This window comes from Marinobacter sp. CA1, assembly GCF_020546665.1.
GTDB classification, from domain to species: Bacteria; Pseudomonadota; Gammaproteobacteria; order Pseudomonadales; family Oleiphilaceae; genus Marinobacter; species Marinobacter xestospongiae.
The window spans coordinates 3533666-3554490 of the sequence record NZ_CP071785.1 but is presented as its reverse complement, the minus strand read 5'-3'; the positions used below and the strand labels follow the sequence as shown (position 1 = coordinate 3554490).

At 62.3% G+C, this 20825-nt stretch carries 22 protein-coding genes; 13 read left to right on the top strand and 9 right to left on the bottom strand.

The features are described 5' to 3' along the window. Positions 1–124: 124 nt before the first annotated feature. The 9 genes from J2887_RS16230 to J2887_RS16190 all read left to right on the top strand — a co-directional run bounded on the left by J2887_RS16230 (position 125) and on the right by J2887_RS16190 (position 8198). Positions 125–967, top strand: a complete 843-nt coding sequence (locus tag J2887_RS16230; RefSeq protein ID WP_227172138.1) for a hypothetical protein — start codon at positions 125–127, stop codon at positions 965–967. Positions 968–998: 31 nt separating this feature from the next. Then, a complete protein-coding gene (locus J2887_RS16225) occupies positions 999–1922 on the top strand; it encodes a mechanosensitive ion channel family protein (protein ID WP_227172137.1) in 924 nt (307 codons plus the stop codon). Continuing rightward, on the top strand, positions 1909–2454 hold the full coding sequence (locus J2887_RS16220; RefSeq protein WP_227172136.1) for an ATP-dependent zinc protease: 546 nt from the start codon (positions 1909–1911) through the stop codon (positions 2452–2454). Before J2887_RS16225 ends, J2887_RS16220 begins: the two co-directional genes overlap by 14 nt. After that, positions 2451–3356 (top strand): 30S ribosomal protein S6--L-glutamate ligase, encoded by a 906-nt coding sequence (gene rimK, locus J2887_RS16215; protein WP_227172135.1) that lies wholly within the window; start codon positions 2451–2453, stop codon positions 3354–3356. The genes J2887_RS16220 and rimK overlap by 4 nt, the downstream gene beginning before the upstream one ends. Before the next feature lie 3 nt (positions 3357–3359). Then, on the top strand, positions 3360–4424 hold the full coding sequence (locus tag J2887_RS16210) for a succinylglutamate desuccinylase/aspartoacylase family protein (RefSeq protein ID WP_227172134.1): 1065 nt from the start codon (positions 3360–3362) through the stop codon (positions 4422–4424). 46 nt (positions 4425–4470) lie between these two features. Beyond that, positions 4471–4890, top strand: a complete 420-nt coding sequence (locus tag J2887_RS16205; RefSeq protein WP_227172133.1) for a secondary thiamine-phosphate synthase enzyme YjbQ — start codon at positions 4471–4473, stop codon at positions 4888–4890. A 162-nt stretch (positions 4891–5052) separates the two neighbouring features. Continuing rightward, positions 5053–5814, top strand: a complete 762-nt coding sequence (locus tag J2887_RS16200) for an SDR family NAD(P)-dependent oxidoreductase (RefSeq protein ID WP_227172132.1) — start codon at positions 5053–5055, stop codon at positions 5812–5814. Between the two features lie 31 nt (positions 5815–5845). Continuing rightward, on the top strand, positions 5846–6997 hold the full coding sequence (locus tag J2887_RS16195; protein ID WP_227172131.1) for an acyl-CoA dehydrogenase family protein: 1152 nt from the start codon (positions 5846–5848) through the stop codon (positions 6995–6997). A gap of 19 nt (positions 6998–7016) precedes the next feature. After that, a complete protein-coding gene (locus J2887_RS16190) occupies positions 7017–8198 on the top strand; it encodes a thiolase family protein (RefSeq protein ID WP_227172130.1) in 1182 nt (393 codons plus the stop codon). 124 nt (positions 8199–8322) lie between these two features. On the opposite strand, the gene J2887_RS16185 is transcribed toward J2887_RS16190, so the two are convergent. After that, positions 8323–9327: an AraC family transcriptional regulator gene (locus J2887_RS16185; RefSeq protein WP_227172129.1), complete on the bottom strand. Its 1005-nt coding sequence runs from the start codon at positions 9325–9327 to the stop codon at positions 8323–8325. Between the two features lie 201 nt (positions 9328–9528). On the opposite strand from J2887_RS16185, the gene J2887_RS16180 reads away from it, so the two are divergent. Next, a complete protein-coding gene (locus J2887_RS16180) occupies positions 9529–11190 on the top strand; it encodes an AMP-binding protein (RefSeq protein ID WP_227172128.1) in 1662 nt (553 codons plus the stop codon). 151 nt (positions 11191–11341) lie between these two features. Here the strand turns inward: J2887_RS16180 and J2887_RS16175 are convergent, their stop codons facing one another. From J2887_RS16175 to J2887_RS16165, 3 genes are all read right to left on the bottom strand, one after another. Then, on the bottom strand, positions 11342–12697 hold the full coding sequence (locus tag J2887_RS16175; RefSeq protein ID WP_227176154.1) for a PhoH family protein: 1356 nt from the start codon (positions 12695–12697) through the stop codon (positions 11342–11344). A gap of 90 nt (positions 12698–12787) precedes the next feature. After that, positions 12788–13276, bottom strand: a complete 489-nt coding sequence (locus J2887_RS16170) for an HPP family protein (protein ID WP_227172127.1) — start codon at positions 13274–13276, stop codon at positions 12788–12790. Between the two features lie 54 nt (positions 13277–13330). Continuing rightward, positions 13331–14056 carry an START domain-containing protein gene (locus tag J2887_RS16165; protein ID WP_227172126.1) on the bottom strand — a complete coding sequence of 242 codons (726 nt, stop codon included), beginning with the start codon at positions 14054–14056 and terminating at the stop codon, positions 13331–13333. A 206-nt stretch (positions 14057–14262) separates the two neighbouring features. On the opposite strand from J2887_RS16165, the gene J2887_RS16160 reads away from it, so the two are divergent. After that, positions 14263–15267, top strand: a complete 1005-nt coding sequence (locus tag J2887_RS16160) for a DUF2804 domain-containing protein (RefSeq protein WP_227172125.1) — start codon at positions 14263–14265, stop codon at positions 15265–15267. A 58-nt stretch (positions 15268–15325) separates the two neighbouring features. On the opposite strand, the gene minE is transcribed toward J2887_RS16160, so the two are convergent. From minE to J2887_RS16135, 5 genes are read right to left on the bottom strand one after another with little or no spacing between them, the layout of a single operon-like run. Next, the gene (gene minE / locus J2887_RS16155; protein WP_227172124.1) at positions 15326–15589 is read right to left on the bottom strand and encodes a cell division topological specificity factor MinE; all 264 of its coding nucleotides are present in this window, start codon (positions 15587–15589) and stop codon (positions 15326–15328) included. 6 nt (positions 15590–15595) lie between these two features. After that, positions 15596–16405 carry a septum site-determining protein MinD gene (minD, locus tag J2887_RS16150; protein ID WP_227172123.1) on the bottom strand — a complete coding sequence of 270 codons (810 nt, stop codon included), beginning with the start codon at positions 16403–16405 and terminating at the stop codon, positions 15596–15598. A gap of 27 nt (positions 16406–16432) precedes the next feature. Further along, positions 16433–17215 carry a septum site-determining protein MinC gene (gene minC / locus J2887_RS16145; RefSeq protein ID WP_227172122.1) on the bottom strand — a complete coding sequence of 261 codons (783 nt, stop codon included), beginning with the start codon at positions 17213–17215 and terminating at the stop codon, positions 16433–16435. Then, positions 17212–17592: a HopJ type III effector protein gene (locus J2887_RS16140; RefSeq protein ID WP_227172121.1), complete on the bottom strand. Its 381-nt coding sequence runs from the start codon at positions 17590–17592 to the stop codon at positions 17212–17214. The genes minC and J2887_RS16140 overlap by 4 nt, the downstream gene beginning before the upstream one ends. Then, positions 17589–17882 (bottom strand): DUF1244 domain-containing protein, encoded by a 294-nt coding sequence (locus tag J2887_RS16135; protein WP_227172120.1) that lies wholly within the window; start codon positions 17880–17882, stop codon positions 17589–17591. Before J2887_RS16135 ends, J2887_RS16140 begins: the two co-directional genes overlap by 4 nt. Before the next feature lie 196 nt (positions 17883–18078). On the opposite strand from J2887_RS16135, the gene dinB reads away from it, so the two are divergent. Continuing rightward, positions 18079–19182, top strand: a complete 1104-nt coding sequence (dinB, locus tag J2887_RS16130; protein WP_227172119.1) for a DNA polymerase IV — start codon at positions 18079–18081, stop codon at positions 19180–19182. 198 nt (positions 19183–19380) lie between these two features. Continuing rightward, positions 19381–20781 (top strand): pectinacetylesterase family protein, encoded by a 1401-nt coding sequence (locus J2887_RS16125; protein WP_227172118.1) that lies wholly within the window; start codon positions 19381–19383, stop codon positions 20779–20781. Positions 20782–20825: the final 44 nt, after the last annotated feature.

The window sequence follows — 20825 nt, the reverse complement described above, 5'->3', positions numbered from 1 at the left end:
CTTAGGTCGCGCACGCAGAGCCCGCACAGCGGTGAGCGTTTATGCGTATTGAGCGCGGCCTCGTCTGGCACTCTAATGCGCGCGCCTGACGCTGTCCCCCGACACTTTTTGACTGGAAACTATCATGGCCACTGTTACGGAAGCTGCCCCGGCCACCCGCTCCGATACCCCTCAGGACGGTCGCTGGGACCAACCCTATAGCCTGGAATCCGGCCAGACCCAGTACCACGAACTGGGCCAGGTGCGGCTCTGGGTCACCCTGCTCGACAAAGAGTGGCAGGTGCGCTCCCAGTACCTGCAGGATCAACCGGAACCGGTGCGTTGGGCGGCCTCGGTCAGCCATGTGGTGCCGGGGCAAGAGGTGCCATTGCAGCGCTTCGTGCGCACCGATGGCAATCACACTGTGCGTTACCGGCCGGCGCTGGCCAGCCTGCCGACGGTTATTCGCCCTTACCAGCCATTGACCATCCCGGCCGATGGCGAGTGCACCATCTATGTTGGTACCCAGGTCTGGGTGCAGGTGTGCGCCGGCGATCTGGCCACGGTGCTCGCGGAGATTCCGCTGTCAGAACCCTCATTGACCTGGGTGGGACCGTCCACCATGGAGGGCGAACTGTGCTACACCGCGCCCAGTTATGGCCGCATGGTACTGGAGGCCGTGCCCAAGCGACCCTGGCGGGCCATTACCCCGGTGCGGGTGTGCAACCGGCGTCCGGAGCCGTTGCTGTTGGAGCGCTTCAGTCTGCCGACGCCGCTACTGGCGCTGTATCGGAATGACCGGGACCAGTTGTGGACGCCCCGGGTGACGGTGGTGTGTGAAACCGAAATGAAATCCGCCCGGCTGAAGATTGATACCTCGCTGGTGGCCGAGGCAGGCGAGTGTCAGCTGATGACGCCAGCGCGGGAGAAGAGTAATGGCGGCGGTCTGACCCGCGCGTTTGACCGTATGTTTGGGGCGGCCCACTGAGTTCGCCCACAGCACGAAAAGGAGACCGTCAGTGCTGGAAGATGTTGAACAAAGCCTGTGGGAGGTGTTGACCGCGATTCCCTGGGCCAAATGGTTCGCCGCGCTGTTCCTGCTGGTGGCGGGTGTCGTGCTGGCGTCGCTGGCGGCGCGGGCGGTGTCCCGTATGGCGCGGAACCGGCTGTCGCTGCACCACACGGTGATGTTCCGGCGGGTGGTGTTCTACCTGGTGTTGGCCATCTTTGTGATGGCGGCCATGCGCGAAGCCGGCTTCTCCCTGGATGTGTTGCTGGGAGCGGCGGGCATCCTCACGGTGGCGATCGGCTTTGCCTCCCAGACTTCGGCATCCAACATGATCAGCGGCCTGTTCCTGCTGGTGGAACGGCCCTTCGAGCTGGGAGACTTCATCGAGGTGGAAGCCACCATCGGCGAAGTGGTCGGCATCGACATGCTCAGCGTCAAACTGCGCACCGCGGACAACCTGTATGTTCGAATTCCCAACGAAACCCTGATCAAGACCCGGGTGGTGAACCGCTCCCGGTTTCCCATCCGGCGCATCGATCTGGTCATTGGCATTGCTTACGCCGAGGATGTGGAGCGGGTGGAGGGGTTGCTTCTGGCGCTGGCGGAACGCAGCCAGGAATGCCTGGAGGAACCCAAGGCATTTGTGCTGGTGACCGGGTTCGGGCCGTCGTCGGTGGACCTGCAGTTTTCATTCTGGGTCCCCCGTGACAAGGTGCTGGAAGGGCGCAGTAACATGATGGTGGCGGTCAAGCGGACCCTGGACGCCGAGGGAGTGGAGATTCCGTTCCCCCACACCAGTGTCTACGCCGGCAGCCATTCGGAGCCGTTCAAAGTTCAGCTGCTGTCCGCCTCGCCGGCGGAGGTGGCATCTGACGCGCAGGAAGAGCACGTCCATAACAATCAGAAGAAGGAAGCGAGCGATGTGTCCCACTAAGGCAGAGATTAACCGTTCCGATAACCGGGTTCCTGATAGCCAAAGCCCCGATCAGTCCGCCAGCCCACACCCCCCGGCTGACCTCGCCGAGCGACTGTGCCTGGGGTGGCGGGAGTGGGCCGCGCTGCCGGCCCTGGACATTGCTTGCATCAAGGCCAAGGTGGATACCGGTGCACGCACGTCCTGTCTCCATGCCTATCGAACCGAACCCTATACCCAGGACGGCGAACGCCGGGTCCGCTTCTGGGTGCACCCGGAGCAGAACAACCTTCACGCCAGCGTGGAGTGCGATGCCAGGGTGATTGATGAGCGCCAGGTCACCGATTCCGGCGGCCACCAGGAGCTGAGACTGGTGATTGAGACTACGCTGGTGGTTGGTGACACCAGTTGGCCGATTGAAATGACCTTGACCAACCGGGACTCCATGCGCTTCCGCATGCTGATTGGTCGAACTGCCATGGCCGGATGCTGTGTGGTGTCCCCCGAATCCTCCTATCTCGCCGGAAAGCCGGTGCTAAGGGATCAGACATGAAAATTGCCATCCTGTCGCGCAACCGTTCGCTGTATTCCACCCGTCGCCTGGTTGAGGAGAGCCTCAACCGGGGGCATGAGGTGCAGGTGATCGACTGTCTGCACTGTTACATGAACATCACCTCCGCCAGTCCAAAGATCCATTACCACGGTGAAACTCTGGAAGACTACGATGTGGTGATTCCCCGCATCGGCGCCTCCGTCACCTTCTATGGCACCGCGGTGTTGCGGCAGTTCGAGATGATGGGCGTGTTCCCGGTGAACGAGTCCGTCGCCATTACCCGTGCCCGCGACAAGTTGCGTTCGTTGCAGCTGCTGGCCCGCAAAGGCGTGGGTATGCCGGTTACCGGCTTTGCCAACAAGCCAGACAACGTGCCGGAGCTGATCAAGATGGTCGGTGGCGCGCCGGTGGTGATCAAACTGCTGCAGGGCACCCAGGGCATTGGTGTGGTGCTGGCGGAAACCCGCAAGGCGGCCGAGAGTGTGATTGAGGCCTTCATGGGCCTGAAGGCGGACATTCTGGTGCAGGAGTTCATCAAGGAAGCCGGTGGCGCGGACATCCGCTGCTTTGTTATCGGCGACAAGGTGATTGCCGCGATGAAACGCCAGGCCGGAGAAGGGGAGTTCCGCTCCAACCTGCACCGGGGCGGCACCGCCTCGCTGGTGCGGATTTCCCCGGAAGAACGCAGGACCGCGGTCGCTGCCGCCAAGGCCATGGGGCTGAATGTCGCCGGCGTGGACCTGCTGCGCTCATCCCGGGGGCCGCTGGTGATGGAAGTGAATTCGTCCCCGGGTCTGGAAGGCATCGAGAACGCCACCGGCAAGAACGTTGCAGGCATGATCATCAACTGGACCGAGAAAAACCAGAAACCCTGGAAGACCCGCACCAAAGGACAGGGATAAGCCATGGCCAGAGCCCCGTTTGTCATCGCTGGCACCGAGGTGAAACCCGGTACCCGCGCCACTGTGGAGATTCCGGTGGCCAAGCTCTACACCCACACCCCGCTGCACCTGCCGGTGGAGATCATTCATGGCCGGCGGGATGGCCCGGTGTTGATGGTGTGCGCCGCCATTCACGGCGACGAGATCAATGGGGTGGAGATCATTCGACGGGTGCTGCGCAACTCGGCGTTGCGTCATCTGCGGGGTACCCTGGTGGCGGTGCCGATCGTCAATATCTTCGGCTTTATCCAGCGCACCCGCTACCTGCCGGACCGTCGCGACCTCAACCGCTGCTTCCCGGGCTCGGAAAGCGGGTCGCTGGGCGGGCGCATTGCCTATCTGTTGCGGACCCAGGTGATGGAACACGTCACCCATATCATCGATTTGCACACCGGCGCCATCAACCGCTTCAACCTGCCGCAGATCCGTGCCGAACTGAAGAACGCCGACACCGAACGTATGGCAGAAGCCTTCGGTGCCCCCATCATCCTCAACGCCAGCCTGCGGGACGGCAGCCTGCGGGCCTACGCCGACTCCCTCGACATCCCGGTGATCACCTTTGAAGGTGGCGAAGCCCTGCGCTTTGACGACGTGGTGATCTCCAGTGGCGTCAAAGGGGTGGTGCGGGTGATGCGGGCACTGGACATGATCCCGGTGAAAAAGGGCCCCAAGGCGCCGCGCAAGCGATCCGAAACCGCGGCCATGTCGTCCTGGGTGCGGGCGGATATTGACGGTATCATGCGACCGGTGGCGCGACTGGGGCAGCGGGTCAACAAGGGCCAGAAACTGGCGATGCTGGCGGACCCGTTTGGCGAGGTGGAAACCGCCGTGGTGTCCCCGTTCTCCGGCATCGTTATCTGCGTCAACAACCTGCCTTTGGTGAATGAGGGCGAAGCGATCTACCACGTGGCCCGGTTCGACGAACTCGGTGAGGCCGAAAAGGCCATGGACTACTTCCGCAGCAGCTATGAGTCAGAACTTGGCGAAGAGGTGGTGCCGGTCCACCCCTGGGACGAAATGCAGCGCTAGGCTCCCCAGACTTCAGTGATCACCCTCGATAACGGAGAGACCGACCATGTGGCTCCAGAGAGAACTCCGGCTGACGCCCCGCCCCCGTGGCTTTCACCTGGTCACCGACGACATCCTGCGCCAGTTGCCGGAGCTGGCGAATGTGCAGGTGGGCCTGATGCAGGTGTTCATCAAACACACGTCAGCGTCGCTGACCATCAACGAAAACGCCGACCCCACGGTGCGGGACGATTTCGAGGCCTACTTCAACCGCCTGGCACCGGAAGACGCGCCTTATTACACCCACACCTACGAAGGCAGCGACGATCTGCCCGCTCACCTCAAGAGCAGCCTGCTCGGCACCAGCGTCTCCCTCCCCATCACCAACGGCCGCCCCAACCTCGGCACCTGGCAGGGCATTTACCTGTGCGAACACCGCAACCACGGCGGCGCCCGCACGGTGGTGGTGACGGTGCAGGGGGAGTAATCAGCGGTTTCTGAATCGCTCCCAATCGCACTTTTTAACAAATTTCCTGCCTAAATATGTCATGGCCCTGGGGGCGGCTGTGGCACACACTTGCCTCCATTGTGACATTTGGCCGGCGGCGCCTGGGCGCGGCGGGCGTAATTGAGTTCGAAGGGGGTAATCATGGAATTTCAAGGCGTACCTGCGATTGTTACTGGTGGCGCGTCCGGTCTGGGTGAAGGCGCGGTGCGGGCACTGGCGGCCGCTGGCTGCAAGGTGGCGATTCTGGACCTGCAGGAAGAGCGCGGCGAACAGGTGGCCCGTGACGTGGGCGGGATTTTCATCCGCTGTGATGTCTCCTCCGCTGAGAGTGCCGAAGCGGCGGTGGCCGCGGCGCGTGAAGCCCACGGCCCCTGTGGTGTGGCGGTGAACTGTGCCGGTATTGCGCCGGCGGCGAAGATCCTGGGCAAGGAAGGGCCGATGGCGCTGGAGAAATTCAGCAAGGTGATTGAAGTGAACCTGATTGGTTCCTTCAACATCATGCGTCTGGCGGCGGCAGACATGGCTACCCGTGAGCCCAACGCCGATGGCGAGCGCGGCGTGGTGATTTCCACCGCCTCGGTGGCGGCCTACGAAGGTCAGGTCGGCCAGTCTGCCTACAGTGCCTCCAAGGGTGGCGTGGTTGCCATGACCCTGCAGGCCGCCCGTGAACTGGCGCGGGAAGGCATCCGGGTGAACACCATTGCACCGGGTCTGTTCATGACACCGATGATGGAAGGCATGCCCCAGGAAGTGCAGGACAGCCTGGCGGCGACCCTGCCGTTCCCGAAACGTCTCGGCAAGCCGGAGGAGTTCGGCATGCTGGTGGAACAGATGGTGCGCAACCCGATCCTCAACGGTGAGGTGATCCGTCTCGATTGCGCCCTGCGCATGGCGCCGCGCTAAGCGCGGCTGACTCACCGGCCAGGAGAGAACCATGACCGATACAATCGACCGTGAAGAAATGAACCTGTTCCGCGACATGGTGGTGAAGGTGCTGGAAGGTGAAGTGGCACCGCACTACGAGCGCTGGGACAAAGAAGGCATTGTGCCGCGCGAGCTGTGGAACCAGTTGGGCGAGGCCGGCATGCTCTGCGTGGATGTGGCCGAGGCCGACGGTGGCTGCGGCGTGCCGTTTGAGTATTCCGTGATGGTGGGTGCGGAGATGTCCCGCATGGGCTTCGGTGCCCTGGCGACCAACGTGATGGTGCATTCCGACATCGTTGCCCCCTACATCAGCCACCTGGGCTCCGAAGCCCAGCGCCAGCACTGGCTGCCGAAGATGGTGACCGGCGAGGCGGTGGGCGCCATTGCGATGACCGAACCCGGCGCCGGCAGCGACCTGCAGGCCATGCGTTCCAGCGCGGTGCTGGACGGCGACGAGTATGTCCTCAACGGCTCCAAGACCTTCATCACCAACGGCCAACACGCGGATCTGGTGATCGTGGCGGCGAAGACCGATCCCTCCGCCGGCGCCCGCGGCATCAGTCTGTTCCTGGTGGATACCACGCTGCCCGGCTTTGCCCGCGGCCGCAACCTGGACAAGATCGGCCAGCACTGTGGCGACACTTCCGAACTGTTCTTTGACGATCTGCGTCTGCCCCGTTCGGCGCTGCTGGGTGAGGAAGGCAAGGGCTTTGTCTACCTGATGCAGGAACTGCCCCGTGAGCGTCTGGTGATCGGTGCCCTGGGTACCGCCGCCGCCCGCGGCTCGCTGGACCTGACTCTGCAGTACGTCGACGAGCGCATTGTCTTTGGCCAGAAGCTCAAGCAGATCCAGAACACCCGCTTCCGCCTGGCCGAGATGGAGACCGATTACCGCGTCAACCAGGCGTTCATTGATCAGTGCATCAGCCAGTACAGCCGTGGTGAACTGGATGCCGCGACCGCATCCATGGCCAAGTACAGCGCCACCGAGATGCAGTGCCGGGTGGCCGACGGCTGTCTGCAGCTGTTCGGCGGTTACGGCTACACCTCCGAGTACCCCATCTCCCGCGCCTTTGTGGATGCCCGGGTACAGCGGATCTACGGTGGCACCTCGGAAGTGATGAAAGAAGTGATTGCCCGCTCCCTGCTGGGGCGTGACTGAACAATCGAGAGGTAAGGTTATGTCAGACAAGTCTGTAGTGATTGCCGGTGCCGCCCGCACCCCGATGGGCGGCATGATGGGCGCATTGAGTTCGGTTCGTTCCCCGGATCTGGGCGCGGCTGCGATCAAGGCCGCCATCGAGCGCGCCGGGCTGACCCCGGCAGACGTTCAGGAAGTGGTGATGGGTTGCGTATTGCCCGGTGGTCTCGGCCAGGCGCCGGCCCGGCAGGCCTCCCGCAAGGCGGGGATTCCGGATGCCTCCGGTTGCACCACCATCAACAAGATGTGTGGGTCCGGCATGCAGGCGGTGATCATGGCGCACGACCAGATCATGGCCGGCACCAACGACATCATGATTGCCGGTGGTATGGAAAACATGAGCCAGGCGCCGTACCTGCTGCCCAAGGCCCGTGCCGGCATGCGCATGGGGCATGGCCAGGTGATTGATTCGATGTTCTTCGATGGCCTGGAAGACGCCTACGAAGGTGGGCTGATGGGTGTTTTCGCCCAGCGCAGTGCCGACGAGTACAACATCGGCAGGGAAACCATGGACGAATTCGCCGTGGCTTCCCTCAACAAGGCGCTGGCTGCCATTGAGCAGGGCTGGTTTGCCGAGGAAATCGTGCCGGTGGCGGTGCCGGGCCGCAAGGGCGAGACCCTGGTGGACACCGACGAGCAGCCGGGCAACGCCCGTCCCGACAAGATCCCCACGCTGAAGCCGGCGTTCAAGAAGGACGGCACGGTCACTGCGGCCAACTCCAGCTCCATCAGCGATGGCGGTTCGGCACTGGTGCTGACCACGGCCGAAGAAGCGGGTAACCGCGGCCTCAAGCCGCTGGCCCGGATCGTCGCCCACGCGACCCACGCCCGCCTGCCGGCGGAGTTCACCCTGGCACCGATTGGCGCCATCGAGAAAGTGCTGGCGAAAGCCGGCTGGAGCAAGGACGACGTCGATCTGTTCGAGATCAACGAAGCCTTTGCGGTGGTGTCTTTGCTGGCAATCCAGCAGCTGGGTCTGGATCAGGACAAGGTCAACGTCTACGGCGGCGCCTGTGCCCTGGGTCACCCGATTGGCTCCTCCGGCTCCCGTATCCTGGTCACGCTGATCAACGCCCTGCGTCAGAAGGGGTTGAAGCGTGGGGTGGCGTCACTGTGCATCGGTGGCGGCGAAGGTACGGCGGTGGCGGTAGAGCTGCTGTAACACGATTTGGCGGCCTGCGGGCCGCAACGACTCCCCTTGGGATGTCTTCCGGCCCGGCCGGAGGCTTCTCTGTTCCGTGTCACGGGACGTGTTTGGCCGCCTGTTCAGGCGGCCTTTTTTCGTTCTACTGGTCCTGTTTGCGGTAGGCCAGCGGGCTGACGCCGGTCCAGTGCTTGAAGGCGCGGGAGAAGGCGCCGGGTTCGGCGAAGCCGAGGCGGCTGGAGATGTCGGCCACGCTGAGGTTCTGGCGGGTCAGCATGGTCACTGCCTGGTCCCGGCGCAGGTTGTCCTTGATCTTCTGATAGGAGCTGCCCTCGGCCTTGAGCTTTCGGCTCAGGGTGTAGGCGGTCATGTGCAGCTGGCTGGCGATCCAGTCCTGGTTGGGCAGCTTCTCTTCGTCACACAGCTCCAGCGCCTGGCGGACCTGGGTGGTGATGCTGTCGTCCTCGTCGGTCCAGATCAGCAGGTCCCGGGGGGAGCTGAGCACGAAGTCGTCCAGCTCCTTGCTGGTGCGGGCTACCGGCATGGTGAGGTACTGCTTGCTGAAAAACAGGCTGTTGCGCTCACGACCGAAGTCGCAGCGGCAGGGAAACACGAAGCGGTACTCGTCAAAATGCGGCGGCAGTTCATGGGTGAAGGTGGCCTGGCTCAGCACGATCTTGCGACCAATCAGCCAGCCCACCAGCCGGTGCCACACCAGCAACAGCCATTCCACCAGGAAGTTGTCCGGGTCCAGCTCCGGATGGTGGTGAGCCAGGCTCAGTTCCACCTCGTCCCCTTCCAGGTTGAGGGTAATCTCAATGTCCTCATTGAACAGCCGGTAACAGCGGATGCTCTGGCGCAGCACTTCCTCCAGGTTGGTGCTGTGCACCACCAGGGACCCCATCAGATGGAAATGGCCGACCCGGCAGGGACGGCTGGTGCGGCCCATGAACTCATCGTCCAGCTCCTTCCAGGTCAGGCGGAACAGCCGGATGAACTGTTTGGTGGGCACCCGGGCCTTGGGTTCGCGAATCAGGGCCAGGTCGATATCACGGTCGGTGAGCAGGTTCTGGACGTTGTAGCCGTTCTTCTCCAGCCCGTAGACGATGGCCCGGGCATAGTGGGATGAGAAGGTCAGGTTTTTCATGAATGGGAAACTCTGCTGACTGCAAAACTTGTCAAGTTATCTGCTGAATCCTGTCATTCTGTTACGGCAGGGCATTCCTTAACCTGCTGATAAGAGAGTAAGGGCCGCGATCACCAGGCCGCTGCAGGCACCTTGTCCGCAGTGGTGTAGGGGGCGTGGTTCAGGGACTCCAAACAACAATTCAAACAAGCAGGTGTTGCTATGGACGCGATCAGCTACGACGAATTTGCCAAAGATTTCTCGGTGGAATCGATCTTACAGAATTTCGTGGGCAATTATAACGACGGCATCAATGTCTGCGTTGAGATCTGTGACCGCTATGCCGAGGATGAGTCCCGGGTTGGCTTGCGCTACGAACGGGTGGACGGAACCAGCGGCGAGATGACCTTCGCCGAACTCAAGCGTCGTTCCGCCCAGTTCGCCGGCTTCCTCAAGTCCCGCGGCATTGGCAAGGGCGATCGTGTTGCCTGCCTGTTGACCCGAACCCCGGAACTGATGATCTGCGTGCTGGGCGCGCTGAGAGTCGGCGCCGTTTACCAGCCGCTGTTCACCGCGTTCGGTTCTGGCGCCATTGAGTACCGCCTGGGCAAGGCCGGTTCCAAACTGATTGTGACCAACCCGGAGCAATGGCCCAAGCTGGCTGATGTGAGCGGCCTGCCGGAAACCCTGCTGGTGGCGGATGAGAGTGATCCGGCCGCCAAGGAAGCCGATAACCTGTTCTGGCCGTCTCTGGAGCAGCAATCGGAAGACTTCGAGCCGGTATTGCTGGGGGCGGAAGACCCGTTCCTGCAGATGTTCACCTCCGGCACCACCGGCAAGTCCAAGGGCGTGACGGTACCCACCAAGGCGCTGCCGGCGTTCTACATGTACATGCGCTACGCCATCGGCCTGCGCCAGGAAGACAACTTCTGGAACGTTGCCGATCCGGGCTGGGCCTACGGTCTGTACTACGCGGTGGTTGGTCCGATGCTGCTGGGTTGTACCACGCACTTCAACGAAGCCGGCTTCACCGCTGACAACACCCTGGAATTCCTGCGCAAGCACCGCATCACCAACCTGGCGGCGGCGCCGACGGCCTACCGACTGCTGATGGCCAACGATCACCTGGTGAAGGATTACCCGGAAATCGACCTGCGGGTGGCCAGCAGTGCCGGTGAGCCGCTGAATCCGGAAGTCATCTCCTGGGTCAAGCGGGCCTTCGATTGCGTGGTCTGTGACCACTATGGCCAGACCGAAACCGGTATGACAGCTGCCAACTTCCACGAGCTGGAGCACCCGCACCGGGATGCCAGCATGGGCTACCAGATTCCGGGCTATCGCCTGGTGGCACTGGATGCACACTTCAACGAAGTGGGTGAGGGCGAGACCGGCGAGCTGGCCGTGGACATGCAGGAGTCACCGCTGTACTTCTTCCAGGGCTACGCCTGGAACGAGAAGCGGCCGTTCCACGGCGACCGCTACTACCTGACCGGCGATATCGTGATCAACAACGGCGACGGTGCGTTCTCTTACACCGGCCGTGACGACGATATCATCGCCTCTGCGGGTTACCGGATCGGGCCGGCGGAAGTGGAGAGCACTCTGCTGGAACACGAGGCGGTGATCGAGAGCGCGGTGGTCGGCAAGCCGGATGTGAAGCGTGGCACCATCGTAAAAGCCTACGTGGTCACCCGTCCGGAGTTCGATCACGACCAGAATCTGGTGGAAAAGCTGCAGCAGCACGTACGTACGCGGCTGTCCACCCACTCCTACCCGCGTGAGATCGAGTTCGTGGAGGAACTGCCGAAGACCTCCAGCGGCAAGATCCAGCGTTTCATGCTGCGCAAGCAGGCTGAGGAAGAAGCAGCCGAAGTGGCCCAGTAAGGCCTCTGCCGGCGGCACGCCGCCGGCGCAACCACACACTGTTCCCTTTGCCAGGGCCTGTCCCTGGCTTTTTTACGTCTGGCGTTTGGTCAGTGCATGCGGCACGGGGGGAGAGGGTAGGCCGGCAAACGCCAGCCTACCGGTTGCGGGGTTACAGGTTGGCTTCGGCGTATTCCGCCAGCACTGAGCGGGGCACACCCTGGAGGTGTATGTGGCCGCCGTGTCGGAAGCCCTTGAAGCGCTCGGTCATGTAGGTGAGACCGGAGCTGAGTGAGCTGAGGTACGGGGTGTCGATCTGCGCCAGGTTGCCCAGGCAGATCACCTTGGAGCCGTTACCGGCCCGGGTGATGATGGTCTTGATCTGGTGTGGCGTCAGGTTCTGGGACTCGTCGATGATGATCAGGCTGTGCTGGAAGCTGCGGCCGCGGATGTAGTTCATCGACTTGAAGTGCAGCGGCACCTTGCTGAGGATGTAGTCGACGCTGGCGGTCATGTTCTCGTCGTCCTCGTGCAGCGCTTCGAGGTTGTCGACGATGGCGCCCAGCCAGGGCTCCATTTTCTCCGCCTCGGTGCCGGGCAGGAAGCCGATGTCCTCATCCAGACCCTGGGTGCTGCGGGTGGCGATGATGCGCTTGTACTGCTTGCTGGCCACCGTCATCTCGATGCACGCCGCCAGTGCCAGGATGGTCTTGCCCGATCCGGCGGAGCCGGTGAGGTTCACCAGGTGGATCTCCGGGTCCAGCAGCAGGTTCAGTGCCATGGCCTGGTAGATGTCCCGGGGCACCAGACCCCAGACTTCCTCGTTCATCAGGTCGTCCTGGTGCAGGTCCTGCATCACCAACTGGTCATCGCGGATGTCGGTGACCTTGCCGACGAAGCCCTGTTCGTCAATCACGAACTCGTTGATGTTGAGTTTGGCCAGGTCCCCTTCGCGCTTGAGGATGTGCTCGGTGATGCCCTCGCGCTGGACCGTCTCGACCTTCTCGATGGTGTCCCAGAACGAGTTGGGGAACTCGCGGTAGCCCTGGGGCAGCAGATCGATGTCGTCCAGCAGCTGGTCGTTATGGTAGTCCTGGGCCTCAACGCCAAAGCCCCGCGCCTTCAGGCGCATGTTGATGTCTTTGCTGACCAGCAGAATGTCCCGGTCCGGGTACTGTTCCTGCAGCGCTGCCAGGGAGTTGATGATCTTGTTGTCGTTGAGGTTGTCGGGCAGCGAGTGGCTGCTCCTCAGCTCGGTGTTCATCAGGATCGACAGGGTGCCCAGGGGCGCAGCCTTCTTGGCCCGCACGATGGGGACGCCGAGTTCGATCTCTTTCGGGGTGGCGTCACCCAGCAGCTTGTCGATGGTGCGGATGGCCTGGCGACAGTCCGCCGCGACCGCCTGTTTGCCGGACTTCAGGCTGTCGAGCTCTTCCAGCACCGTCATGGGGATGATGACATCGTGTTCTTCGAAATTCAGGAGGGCGTTGGGATCGTGGATCAGGACGTTGGTGTCGAGGACGTACATCTTCTGGTGAGCTTGGGATGCTCTGGGCATAGGCTCGATACCTCTCTGGCAGGCGGCTGTCGGGTCCGGCAGTCACACTGCGCCGGGGTGTTACTCGTCGGCGCAGCGTTGGGTCAGTGCCTTGTCTGATATCAATTTCAGCATATCGTAAGTGGTTATGATACCGGTTATTTTCGAATTTTTGGTGACAAAGATCCGGTGCAGGTGCTCTTTCATCATGATATCAGCGATGTCCTTGACCGGGGTGCTCTCGTCCACCGACAGCACGCTTGGGGTCATGATATCGCGGACCTCCACCGGGACCTTGCCCATTTCCTCGAAGATGGCCATCCGCAGCCGCCGGGCTTCCTGCTGCTCTTCTGGTGTCAGTTCGGCATCAACGTCATTGCGAGTGGCGTTCCAGCGGAACTCGGTGATGTCCTTGAGGGTGGCGATGCCCACAATCTCCCCGCTGTCGTCGGTGACGGGGCTGCCGGCAATGTCGTTGTCGGTGAGGAAGCGGGCCAGTCTTTCCATGGTCCAGGTTTGGGGCACCGCCTTGATGCTGGGGGTCATGATCTCGTGGGCGAGAACGGTCATTTCCGGGGTCCTGCGCAGTCAGTTCCTTTGTAACAGAGCTTAGCCTTTCCTTGCCTACTCGTCATCCCCGCTCTGCACCGTCGCCACGCCGGTGAGCTGGCCATCGGCATCAAACTGCAGGCGGTGATTGGCGTACCGGGGCTCGGTTGCCAGCTGTTCCAGGCTCTGCAGTGACTTGACCGGAATGTCCACCAGCAGGTTGTTGACCAGCCAGCCGGGCAGGGAGCCGTTGGGATCGGTGTGCTGGAGCCAGATCATCCGGGTCTGGTCGCCCTCGGCAACAAAGCGGTAGCGGGTGTCGGAGCGGTCCACCCGCACCAGGTCGTCGTCGGGCTCGCGGTAGTCCGGTACCGCGTTCAGTTCCATGATCACTTCGCCACGGGATTCGTTGCCGGCGGTGGTGATGTGCAGAACGTAGTCACGATCGGTGACCGGCCAGGGCATGTCGTTGATGGAGTAGGCGTAGCGGTCCTGGAAGCTGCCCCCCTCGAGGCCGTAGGCTTCGGTGCAACCGTGGACCCATGACATACAGGAGGTGGGATCGATCATCACCGCCATCAGGTTCTCCAGCGGCACGTCCATCAGGGCGATGGCCTTGAAGGCCTTGAAGCTGGAGTCCGGCTGCTCGATGGTGTAGACGCGAATGTTGCCTTCGGTCTTGCGCAGTGACCAGTCCGGTGCATCTTCCGGCGGCAGGCTGGCGAGGCTCAGCGGCGACAGCAGCGCGGCGGCAACGCCAATCATCCAGCGGCCAGCCATTCGGGTGCAAAGCGATGTCATGGGGTAGACTTCCTTGGTTTTTGGTCGAGTCTATCACGACTCGAGGAATGGCCCGGGCGTTCTTGCCGGCGGTTTGTGAACTGCTTGGTCCCTGCCGATTTTTGGCCTCAAATGAGGATGACAGCTGACCGTCAGAGGCTGGTAAATGGCCGGCTGCAATCGCCGCAGGCCGTCAATACATCAACCATAACAAGAGCAATGCCGTCATGAACGAGCTGATAGATGACAAGGGCCGAGTCAGGACCGGGGTCCATGAGGAGCCGGTGCAGCGGATCAATTACCTCGATTACGATCTGCGTTCGGTGATGGATCGGCCCCGTTCGGCCCTGGCCCGGCGCTGGCGTTTCAATCAGTTCCAGTTTGTCAGTGCCATGGGGCCGGATTGGCTGTTCGGGCTGGCGATCGTCGATCTCAAGCTGGTCAGCAACGCCTTCTACTACCTTTACGATTTTCGCAGCGGCCAGATGCGCGAGTGCAGCCGCTTGCAACCGCTGGCCCGTCACACCCAGATCGAGCCCCGCCCGGAGGATGGCGTGGCCCGGTTTGCCGGTGGTGGCAGCCGGATCGAGATCTGCCCGACCGATGCGGGTGAACGCCGGGTGTCGGTGTCCGATCGCGCTGGCGTGCAGGTTGAGCTGACGCTGAGCCAGGACCGGGACCCGTTACGGCTGACCTGCCCGGCGGGCTATAACGGCTGGGTGTTCACCCGCAAGTCGGCAGGCCTGCCGGTGACCGGCTCGATCACCTGGGACGGGGTAAGGTACGACTGCGACCCCCGCCAGCGCGGCTCGATCGACTGGAGTTGCGGCTACATGCGGCGGGAGACCGCCTGGAACTGGGCCTGTCTGGCCGGTGTGCTTGAGGACGGTCGCTCGCTGGGGCTGAACCTGGCGTCCGGGGTCAATGAAACCGGGATGACGGAGAATGCGCTGTGGCTGGACGGTCGCTGTCTCAAGCTGGACCAGGCCCGGTTCGAGTTCCAGCGTCAGGACCCATCGGCGCCCTGGCGGGTGACCACCAGTGACGGCCGGGTGGATCTTCGGTTTGAGCCGGCAGGGGTGCGGCAGGAACGGTTGGATGCGGTGGTGATGGCGTCGAACTTTCGTCAGTTCAGCGGCACTTTTGAAGGCTGGGTCCGTGATGACAATGGCGAGACGCTGGCGGTCTCCGGCCTGCGGGGGCTGATGGAGGATCACTTTGCCCGCTGGTAGGTGAGGCGGGCCAAGTGCGGAAGGTGAACGCGCGGGGCCCGGTCGGACCCCGCGTGATTCAGTGCGAGTGGGAGTGCTCCGGCAGCGTGACGTTCAGCTCCAGTACCGAACAGCTGTCGTTGCGGTCCACTTCCACCTGGACCATGTCATCGTCGATCTGCACGTACTTGCGGATCACCGCCAGCAGTTCCGCCTGCAACTGGGGCAGGTAGTCCGGCTGGTCACGCTGGCCACGCTCATGGGCAACGATGATCTGCAGGCGTTCCTTGGCGACGTTGGCGGAGGTGGTCTTCTTGCTTCTGAAGTAATCCAGGAAACTCATCCGTTATCACCCCTTGAACATCCGTGCAAAGAAGCCCTTCTTCTGGGCCGTCATGAAGCGATGCTCCCGCTCCTCTCCCAGCAGACGTGCCACGGCGTCATCGTAGGCCTGGCCGGCGTCGGACTCGTCCTCCAGGATCACCGGGGTGCCCTGGTTGGAGGCATTGAGCACCACCTGGGACTCCGGAATCAGCCCCAGCAGGGGAATGGCGAGGATCTCTTCCACGTCACCCACTGACAGCATTTCGCCTTTCTCCACCCGAGCTGGGTCGTAGCGAGTCAGCAGCAGGTGTTCCTTGACCGGGTCCTGGCCCATTTCAGCGCGCCGGGATTTGCTCTGGAGAATGCCCAGAATGCGGTCGGAGTCCCGCACCGAGGAGACCTCAGGGTTGGTGACTACGATGGCTTCATCGGCGTAGTACAGCGCCATCTGGGCACCGTGCTCGATGCCGGCGGGGGAGTCGCAGACGATGTAGTCGAAGGTTGCGGAAAGTTCGTTGATCACCGCCTCAACGCCGTCTTTGGTCAGCGCCTCTTTCTCCCGGGTCTGGGACGCCGGCAGGATGTAGAGGGATTCGACCCGCTTGTCACGGATCAGCGCCTGGTTGAGTGTGGCGTCGCCCTGGATGACGTTGACGAAGTCGTACACCACGCGACGTTCGCAGTTCATGATCAGGTCGAGGTTGCGCAGGCCAACGTCAAAATCGATTACCACCGTCTTGTGACCACGGCGGGCCAGCCCGGTGCTGATTGAGGCGCTGGTGGTGGTCTTACCGACGCCGCCCTTTCCTGAAGTAACGACAATGATTCTAGCCAAGGTTGCAATCCCTATTGCGTGAGTGTCTTAAGCTTTGTCCAGCGGCGTGGCCACCAGCACCTCATCTTTCAGCTGAAGCTGCACCGGGCTTTTCCAGCCGTTTTCCTGCAGGTCTTCAGAGATTTTATAGTGTCCGGCGATGGAGACTAGCTCGGCTTCCAGGGACTGACAGAACACCCGGGCCTCAGTGGCTCCGTGGATACCTGCCAGCGCACGACCGCGCAAAGGACCGTAAACGTGGATGTTACCCGCAGCCAGCACCTCGGCGCCAGCCTGCACCGGGGCCAATATCACCAGGTCGCCGTCTGGCGCACAGATCTGCTGACCCGAGCGTACCGGTTGGTTGATGATTTTCGCCGGTTTTCCGCTCTCCACCGGGGCCGGTTCGGCGGCGGCCGGGGATTCGGTTACGGTTTCGTTAGCTGCTGCTGATTCGTCACCGTTGTCGTCTTCGCTCTGGGCATTGCGGTTGCTGTCCCGGCGACCACCGCCAGGCAGTAGTGCCAGGGCGGCATTGCGGGCCAGGCGACGCTGGTCGTCGTCACCGCCGCGCACCCCCACCACCTGAATGCCGTGGCGGCGACAGCTGCCGATTAGCTTGAAGAAATCCAGTTCGGCGTTGGGGCCTTCGTACTTGTCCAGGCTGATGATCAGCGGAATGTCGCGGAAGAAACCAGGTGCCTGACTGATCTTGTCCCGCAGGGTGGCTTCGAAGTCGTCCGGATCAAAGTGGTACAGCTCCAGTGCCGTCAGCGAGACTGAGGCACTCTTGAGCTGGAAGCTGGCTGCGGTCTGGGTGTCCTGGCTCATGAGCTGGCTTCCGTTTCCGCCTGCGGGGAGGTGCGCAATTGCAGCGGTGGCCGATCGAAATGGATGCCGGACCAACCGGTACTGATGAACTGGCGGATGTTGCCGTGACTGGTGCCAGCGGGGTTTTCCAGAACGTCCCGATAGTGGCGGCCAAAGCAGCTCAGGGTCTGGGCTTCAGTGAGGTTGCAGAACTGGCCCAGGGCGAACAGCTTGCACGAGCCCTGGTTCTCGCTGGCCTGGTTGTACAGCGGGCCGTTATGGAACGCGCTGGCGGTGTACTCGAAGTAGCGCTCGATCAGCGCCAGGGTGTCTTCAAAGTCGTGCCGGCCGGCATCCAGTGCGGCCAGGTGGATATTGATCGCTTCAGTCACGGTCATGATTCGGGGGTACCTTTATGGTCGAGTTTGGGGCCCTTCTGGTAGCGGGCTTTCCAGTCGTCGTAGGGCATGCCGTAAATCCGCTCGCGGGCATCGGGATTGCTCAGCTCAACACCACGCTCGGCGGCTTCGGCGCGATACCACTTCGACAGGCAGTTACGACAGAAGCCGGCCAGATTCATCAGGTCAATGTTCTGGACTTCCGGGTGGTCCCGCAAGTGTGCGACCAGGCGACGGAAGGCGGCGGCCTCGATTTCGGTCTGGGTGGGCTCGGGGATCGGGGTGGTCATGCCGGGCTGGTTCCTTCATCAATGGGCGTGGTCGATCCGACACCGGCTTCCAGCGTGAGGGGATGGTAAACTAGGGAGCCTCTGATCAACTCCGCATCCCCGCTCGGGCTGTGGAAGACCGGGGGTTGTAGGGAACCTCTGAATGGTACCCAAGATACCGGGTAGAGGAAATGCCTTGCGGGAGAGCGACCGGCCAGTGTCACACGCACCTTCAACTCAAGCGCTGTCAGCATCAGCGACACAGCGCAAGATCATTCACATCGATTGCGACTGCTTCTACGCTGCGGTGGAAATGCGGGATGATCCGTCGCTGAGCCGGGTGCCGCTTGCGGTCGGCGGCGATGGTGGCCGGGGGGTGCTGACCACCTGCAACTACCAGGCCCGGGCCTATGGTGTGCGTTCAGCAATGCCAACGGCGGAAGCCCGGCGACTGTGCCCGGACCTGGTGATCGTGCCGGTGAACATGGCGCGTTACCGCGAGGTGTCCCGCCAGGTCATGGGGTTCTTTCGCGAGCTGACCGATCTGGTGGAGCCGCTGTCCCTCGACGAAGCCTTTCTCGACGTTAGTGAGGTGTCTGAGCACAAGGGCAGCGCGACGCTGATGGCCCGTCACCTGCGTCAGCGAGTGCGGGACGAGGTGGGCATCACGGTGTCGGCCGGAGTGGCTCCGAACAAGTTTCTGGCCAAGATTGCCAGCGACTGGGACAAGCCCGACGGGCTGTTCGTGATCCGGCCCGGGGATGTGGCGGAGTTTGTGGCGGCGTTGCCGGTTGAAAAGCTCTTCGGGGTGGGTGCGGTTACTGCCGGCAAGCTGCACCGGATGGGGATCAGCACCTGCGGTGATCTCCGGCAGCAGCGGCCGGAAGTCCTGGTGGATGCGTTTGGCCGCCAGGGCTACCGGCTTTACGAAATGGCCCACGGTCGCGATGACCGGCCGGTGGTGATCAGTCGTGACGCCAAGTCGGTTAGTGTGGAGCGCACCTTCGCCCAGGACCTGCCGGGGCGGGCGGCCTGTGAGGCATTGTTACCCGAGCTGGCGCTGGACCTACAGCAGCGACTGGCGCGCAAGGCGTCGGAGAAAGCCATCCACAAACTCTTCATCAAGATTCGTTACAGCGATTTCTCCACCCATACCCTGGAACGGGTCCGGGACCTGTCTGCAGTTCCTCAACCGGAGGACTACCAGCCGCTGCTGGCGGAGCTGGTGCAGGACAGTGAACGCCCGGTACGCCTGCTGGGATTGGGGGTCCGATTCCGCAACGACCGGTCGCCGCTGCAGCAGTTGCGGCTCTTCGATTAAACCGAGACTCCTTAGCGAATAACCCGTCACTTTTTAGTCGTAATTCATCTAGAGCACGAGATTGATCTAACAGGTTGTCACGTCTAGTTTTCAGGCTGACGTAGTCCTGCTGTCTGCGTCGGGCGTCCATGGGCGTCCGCAGCGGTTGCCCGTGGACACACAATGCCATGCAAATAAAAACAACATGGGAAAAGGACTATGAACAAGGCAATCACAACTCTGTGCTGGGCGCTGCTGGCGGCCTGCCTGGTGCCGCCGTCGCCGGCAGCGGCTGAACTGGGTGACTACGGGTTCTGGGATACCCTGGGTAATCTGGTAAATCCGCCGGGGGCGGACAATCCGGTCACCGCCGATCAGCGCCAGGGGGATTACCCGTTGTTGGCCAATCCGCCTGGCTTCAATGATGGTTTCTCCCCCGGTAACTACTACGCCTGGCAGACCATCGACCTGGCGCCGGAAACCGGGGCCGTATGCGGTAACGGTTCGCCGTACAAATTCTTCGTCAATCGGGTGCCGAATTCCAGTAATACCATCCTCTATTTTGAGGGTGGTGGCGCCTGCTGGGACTATGAGAGCTGCACCGGCCAGACCGGCATTCGCGGTGCCCGCAATCCCAACGGTATACCCGACGACTACATGTCCCTGATGAACCCGTCGGCCAGCATCGTCAGTCCGTTCGTGGTGCGTCTGCATCCCTGGAGCCGGGTCAAGACCCAGAACTGGAACATGGTGTATGTGCCGTACTGTACCGGGGACATCTATTCCGGCGACCGGGTCGCGGTGTATGAAGACCCGGATGGGGAAGCCGAACCGCTGGTCTGGCACCACAACGGCCTGCGCAATTCCCGGGCGGTCATTGCCTGGCTCAAGGATAACCTCCAGCGTCCCGGGCAGATGCTGGCCACCGGCTGCAGCGCCGGCGGCATCGGCAGTTTCACCAACTACTTCCCGTCACGGCAGGATCTGGCCCCGACCCGGGGGTATCTGATCAACGACTCGGGACCGGCCTTCAGTGCGCCGGTGGACGCTGATCCGGAGCAGTACCCATCGGTGCTGTTGCAGAATCTGATCCGTCAGGTCTGGGGGCTGGATCAGCCCGACGGTCCGCTGGACTTCCTGCAGGCCCAGTTGCCGGGGCTGGATACCGACGATCTGGGCAGCCTCTATCCGGCGCTGTCGTCGGCCTTGCCAGAGGACCGGATGGGCCATACCCATTTCTGGCGTGACCTCAATTACTCGTCCTATTCCTACGAGCGGTTCTATCCGGAAATCGAGAACGCGCCGGACCAGGCCACCAAGGAGGCCTTGCTGCATGAATATTGGGGCAAGGATACCCGCCGCCTGCGGGACACCCTGGCGGGGCTGGATAACTTTGGCTACTACCTGCCGATGTTCCGGGATGTGAACGAGAGCCACTGCACCAGCATCATCGAGTTCGCCAATGCCGATATCCAGGAGCAGGGGCTGGAGCTGGATGATTTCATCGCCAGTGTGCTGGATGGCAGCGGTGCGGTGATGCAGGCGTCTGAGACCGACACCCAGGCGGACTACAACAAGCCGTTCAACCTGTTGTACTGGACCCTCGACCAGTTGTTGTAAGTTCACGGCTTGATGGGCCGGCCATCGCTTCCGCGGCCGGCCCA